At 57.6% G+C, this 5313-nt stretch carries 6 protein-coding genes; 1 reads left to right on the forward strand and 5 read right to left on the reverse strand.

What is annotated here, in order from left to right:
• Positions 1–161 precede the first annotated feature (161 nt).
• Entirely contained in the window at positions 162–341 is a 180-nt protein-coding gene (locus JWQ24_RS27175) for a hypothetical protein (RefSeq protein ID WP_299815285.1), read from the forward strand.
• A 484-nt stretch (positions 342–825) separates the two neighbouring features.
• Here JWQ24_RS27175 and JWQ24_RS27185 read toward each other — a convergent pair whose 3' ends face one another.
• The 5 genes from JWQ24_RS27185 to JWQ24_RS27205 all read right to left on the reverse strand — a co-directional run bounded on the left by JWQ24_RS27185 (position 826) and on the right by JWQ24_RS27205 (position 5157).
• Entirely contained in the window at positions 826–1356 is a 531-nt protein-coding gene (locus tag JWQ24_RS27185; RefSeq protein WP_299815288.1) for a DUF4142 domain-containing protein, read from the reverse strand.
• Between the two features lie 162 nt (positions 1357–1518).
• A complete protein-coding gene (locus tag JWQ24_RS27190; RefSeq protein WP_299815291.1) occupies positions 1519–2694 on the reverse strand; it encodes a zinc-dependent alcohol dehydrogenase in 1176 nt (391 codons plus the stop codon).
• A 1084-nt stretch (positions 2695–3778) separates the two neighbouring features.
• Positions 3779–4387, reverse strand: a complete 609-nt coding sequence (locus JWQ24_RS27195; protein WP_299815294.1) for a cysteine hydrolase — start codon at positions 4385–4387, stop codon at positions 3779–3781.
• 1 nt (position 4388) lies between these two features.
• Entirely contained in the window at positions 4389–4817 is a 429-nt protein-coding gene (locus tag JWQ24_RS27200; protein WP_299815297.1) for a hypothetical protein, read from the reverse strand.
• 1 nt (position 4818) lies between these two features.
• Positions 4819–5157: a DUF3147 family protein gene (locus JWQ24_RS27205; RefSeq protein WP_299815300.1), complete on the reverse strand. Its 339-nt coding sequence runs from the start codon at positions 5155–5157 to the stop codon at positions 4819–4821.
• Positions 5158–5313 lie beyond the last annotated feature (156 nt).

The following is a 5313-nucleotide window of genomic DNA, read 5'->3' on the forward strand; positions in this document are numbered from 1 at the left end:
TGAGAAGGCGGTCAAGATCGCGCAGAAGCTGGTCGACGGACACGATGTCGAGGTCTGGCAGCTTGACCGGAAGATCACGGTTCTGCCTCACAAGGAATAGGCCTTTCGGTCGAACAATTCGCGCCGTTCGCTGTTTTCAATGGTGGCATCGGAGCGGTGAAGTGAGCGGCAGAAAAAACGACAAGGAAGAACTCTACCGACGGCTCGAACAGGCGCGTCGGCACGTCAGCAGCGCCAGCGACCCCGTCACGAAGGAACGGATGACAGCTCTGGTGAACGACCTGCTGCAGCAGCTCGCAGCGGCCGAAGCAAAGGACGCCGACGCCCCTCCGGAATTATGAAAGCCTGCCCTAGACCGTATTACGCCGCCCCGGCACAATGACCGAATGTGCGACCTTTACTCCATGACAAAGAACCAGGCGGCGATCCGCAACCTGTTCAAAGTGGAGCGGGACAGCGCCGGCAACCGGCCATCGATGCCTGCCATCCTTCCGGACCACCCGGCCCTGATTGTGCGCAAGACCGCGGACGGGCGAGAACTGGCACTCGCCCGATGCGGCATACCATCGTCGCAGCTCGGGCAGGCCACCAGGAAGCGCCCCGCCAAAGCTGGAGGCGAAGGGCAAGCAAATCGACTTCGCTCTGACCCTACTATCACTACCAGACGGCGGCACATTGAAACGGTTACTCGACGCCGGTGCCTACATCTCAGCCCTTTCTGAAAAAGAACACGGCGTGAAAGCATGGCAGTCAGCAATGGACTGTCTGCTGCAGGCGGCTGACCATAGAATCCGCCGGTGAAGGCGGATTCGTGCAATTGGTTCCTTACTTCTTTTTCCCGAGATTTTGAGCCATTTCGAGATGATGCTGAAGGTGGGGAAGCGTTTTCCCGGCCCAATCTTTCAACCTCGGATCATCGCCGCCCTTGGCGTAACGTTCAAACAGGCTGACTGCGTCCTTGTGGGCAGTCACCTGCATGGAGTCGAAGTCAGACGAAAAGTCAGACGCCTTTGCATCCCTCAGCTTGCCGACTTTCTTCAAAGACGCATCGTCCATACCCGGGGGTATTTCGCCCTTTAGACCGTCAGCAACGAGCGCTTTGAGCTCGTTTGATGTCTTTGTGTGGTCGGTGATCATTTGGGCGGAAAAGGTCTTCTCTTCAGCATTTCCGCGTTCCTGTCCAATTTTGCTGGCAGCAATCTCGGTCATGTCGCTGACGGCGACTTCCTTGACAAAATCGGCAGTAGTCGGCGCGATGCCGAGGGTCGAATTTACTCCCGTTTTCTCGCCGACGGATTGCGCGAAAACTGGAGTAGCAAGTAGCAAACTTCCGAGAATGAACGAAATGCGCTTCATAGTAACTCCCAATGTGAGATTTGAGCACCCTACCGGGATGCAACGGAGGCAGCGTATCTTCGAAGGTTCGTTCTCCTGGTAACGATGCTGAGTGCCGCATTGCTCTGTGCGGGATAACGGCGCCGGGTTGCCTTGCGGTCGACGCGGATAGGTGCCGCGAACCTATCGATGAGGCCGCATCACCACCTTGATCACGCCATCCTCCTTGTCCCGGAACTTGCGGTACATTTCGGGAGCGTCCTCGAGGCTTGCCTGGTCGGTGACGACGAAACTGGGATCGATATCGCCTTTGATGATCCGTTCCAGCAGGGGCTTGGTATAGGCTTGGACATGAGTCTGGCCGGTCTTAATCGTCAGCCCCTTGTTCATCGCTGCACCAAGCGGAATTTTGTCGCCCATACCCACATAGACGCCGGGAATAGAGACGGTGCCGGCCTTGCGGCAGGCCATGATCGCTTGGCGCAACACATGCACGCGATCGGTCGCCAAGAAGGTGGCGGCCTTGACCTTGTCGAGTACAGCGTCGATTGCGCCGTGTCCGGCCGCCTCGGCTCCGACCGCGTCGATGCAGCTATCCGGCCCACGCTTGTCCGTGAGCCGCATCAACTCGTCATGGACGTCGACCTGCGAAAAATCGATGGTTTCCGCGCCGCCCACCCGCGCCATCGCCAGCCGCTCCGGCACCTCGTCGATGGCGATCACCCGCCCAGCGCCAAGCATGATTGCCGAACGGATGGCAAACTGGCCGACCGGCCCGCAGCCCCAGATCGCAACGGTGTCGCCGTCTTCGATCTGCGCGTTGACGGCGGCCATATAACCGGTAGGAAAGATATCCGATAAGAACAGGGCTTGTTCATCGGCGACGTTGTCTGGCACCCTGATCGGCCCGATATCGGCCATCGGCACCCGTAGGTATTCAGCCTGGCCGCCGGAATAACCGCCAAGCATATGACTGAAACCAAACAAGCCGGCGGGCGACTGGCCCATCGCCTTGGCGGCAATCTCGTGATTCGGATTGGTGCGGTCGCAGCACGAGAAAAGGCCTTTCTGGCAAAACCAGCACTGGCCACAGCTAATCGTGAACGGCACTACGACGCGGTCGCCGATCTTCAAATTTGTTACCTCTGAGCCAAGCTCGACAACTTCGCCCATATTCTCATGGCCGAGAATGTCACCTTCCTTCATCGTCGGTTGATAACCGTCCAGCAAATGCAGGTCTGAGCCACAGATAGCGCAAGCCGTGATCTTAATGATCGCGTCGCGGGGATGTTGGATCTTGGGATCAGGAACCGTATCGACCCGGACGTCGCCTTTTCCGTGCCAGCAAAGCGCGCGCATTTTTATCTCTCCAATGTGAAATGCCCAACGAGCCGCATTTGGAACCTCAGAGTCGATTGACCCACCGTGATCTACCACTCCATTAACGGCGGAGCTTCTGGGCTGAGATGGAGTAGCCCCGGCCGACGCGAACGGATAACGCCGAAGATTGAGGCGGTGTTCCAGCCTATTCCGTAAAATCTGGAACTGGCCGAGAAACAGGTCCCGCCGCCGACCTGAAGAGTAGCAAAAATGAAAGACCTTCAGACATGCCGTGCCATGGAAAGTCTTTGCCGTCAGCGAGCGGTATTCTCTCCTGAAGATAACTGGAAACGTCGAGTGCATTCAGCCCGTCGATAGAGCGGCTGCCCAAGGCTTTAAATCAAAGCTCCCGGTGCCAAATCGAAAGATCGATGTTCCATTCGCGGCCAAACCCTTCGTCTGAGGAATTGCAGCGTTACTACGCTCGCGAGTACATCAAGTAGACCGCGCGCTCGCAATTTTCGGAACCGCCGCGACGCCAAGACGTCGATTCTCTTCAACCTACGGGTCGTGGGATCTCGCATCGAGAGGGCGTGACGAAATTTTAAATTACACTCCAAAGGAACGAGATTTCTTAGCGAATGTTTGCACCACGCTTACATTCAAAAGGGAGGTTTCAAATGAGGACTATCGCTACCACCGCTTTAGCTCTGGCCGCTCTTACGACCGGCGCCTTCGCGCAGGGCACAAATATGAATGCCCCTCAACCCAACTCGACCGGCACGGGCGTCACTCAGCCCGGAACTACGAGTACCGGAACTGCTGTCGATAGGCCCCAGGCGAGCGGCCATACCGGAGGCTCGATGGGCGCCACCGGCAGCGCAAAGACCACGACAGGCGCCGCGGGCGGCAACAACGGCAACTCCGCAAGCGGGTCCAATAGCGCCACAAATCCCAAGAATATGGGTAATGGTAAGTAGCTCTCGACCCCCACGACAAAGAAGCCCCGGTTCGCCGGGGCTTCTTATCTGCCGCTCGCAGGGGGCTGCTTTGTATGATGATACCGAGACCGTGATGCCTGGCACGTTAATACGACGCAGAATTGGCGTCGATTCTCTAAGCCTCACGTGGGCGACCATTTTTCAAGGATCTCCGCACAATTTGCCAGCTCGATTTGGAGATCGAAACGTCGTGCATAGAGTCCAAGCAACGCATCGTGCGACTGATCAGCCGAGCTGCATAAACCATCCTGTGCAACGATGATCCGATAACCCAGATCGACGGCCCTGAGGATAGTTGAAAGCACGCAGACATCTGTCTCTGCACCAGTCACGATCAAAGTATCGACGCCGCTGTTTTGCAGGAAGTTGTGAAGCCGAAAATTCGAAAACGCAGAATAAACAGCCTTGTCGAATACGACGGCTGGCGGAACATATCGCTGCAACGGCGGCATGAGATCAAGGATTCGAGTGTCCAGCGTTTCACGCGTGACCAAGCGCCACTTTCGAAAATAGCTCCGCCACATGCCGTTCGCTTCCTCCGGCGATGCCGGCGGGATGAACCGCGTAAAAACTGTCCTTGCGGGATCGTGTTCGACGACACTGATCACCGCCGGCATGACACGCTCGAGCCACGGTGTGGGCCAAGGCCCCTCCGGCCCGAACAGCCTTTGCATGTCCAGACACAAGTGCACCGCGCGATTACTATCTATGTTCGACCGGAGTACGCCCATCTCAGTTCATTCTGCGAATTCGCTTGTAAGCCCACCAGGAGCAAGCGGCGGTCACCGCCCACGCCAATGATGCCAATACCAAGCTGCCCCATGGGGCCAGCGAGCCCACCAGAAGAACAGTGGCAGCGAACGCGACAAGAGCGATGCTCCCCAGCGCCGCTCCCGCCGCGTCAAGCGCAGCGGCATCTTTGCCACGCCTCCTGCCTTCCAGACCAGCTTCACTCTTGTGGCGTCGTTCATGCGACTCGACGAGGGTTGCGCTGGCGCACAGCATCGCCGGGAATGCGAGAAAAAGACCGCCGACGCCCGGCCCCCACAGCATTCCGAGGAGGCCCGCTACCAAGGTTGCGGCTCCGCCCAGCAAAAACCGAACGACGTATTCGTACCATCGACCATCCTTCAGCGTAACTGACGACAACCGGACCAGCATTTCAGCCCACCATCGCATAAAGCGCGAACGCGACCATTAGCCAAACGGGGAACACAAATAGCGTCACCGAGATGGCTGACAAGTTGGTGCGTTTGAGCAGCTGGCATGAGATGAAGCTGAAAGTAAAAAGCGCCGCAGCGCCTGCAAACATCGAAGTGGTCAGCGCCGACACATACTCCGATCCGTGTCGAGAGGTCGCCAAGGCGAGCGAAACCAAAGCGACCGATGGCGCAGCGCCGAAAAGTCCGGCGAAGGACTTCGGGCGCACGACATCGCCGATTAATGCGAAGACCGATACCACAGCCCCTCCCAAGAAAAAGCGGACAATGCTATCATTCATGACCGCCCCGGCCTTTCCCGTAGCCTGTTAAAATTCTAAGAAATCGCTCGACTATAAATCCACCAGCGAAACCTACGATGACGTCGCTGGTCCAGTGCGCGAGAACCACGATCCTGGTCAGGGAAAGGCCGATCGCGGCCGTCCAGGCTAGCTCTC

Source organism: Tardiphaga sp. (assembly GCF_028290495.1).
Taxonomy (GTDB): Bacteria; Pseudomonadota; Alphaproteobacteria; order Rhizobiales; family Xanthobacteraceae; genus Tardiphaga.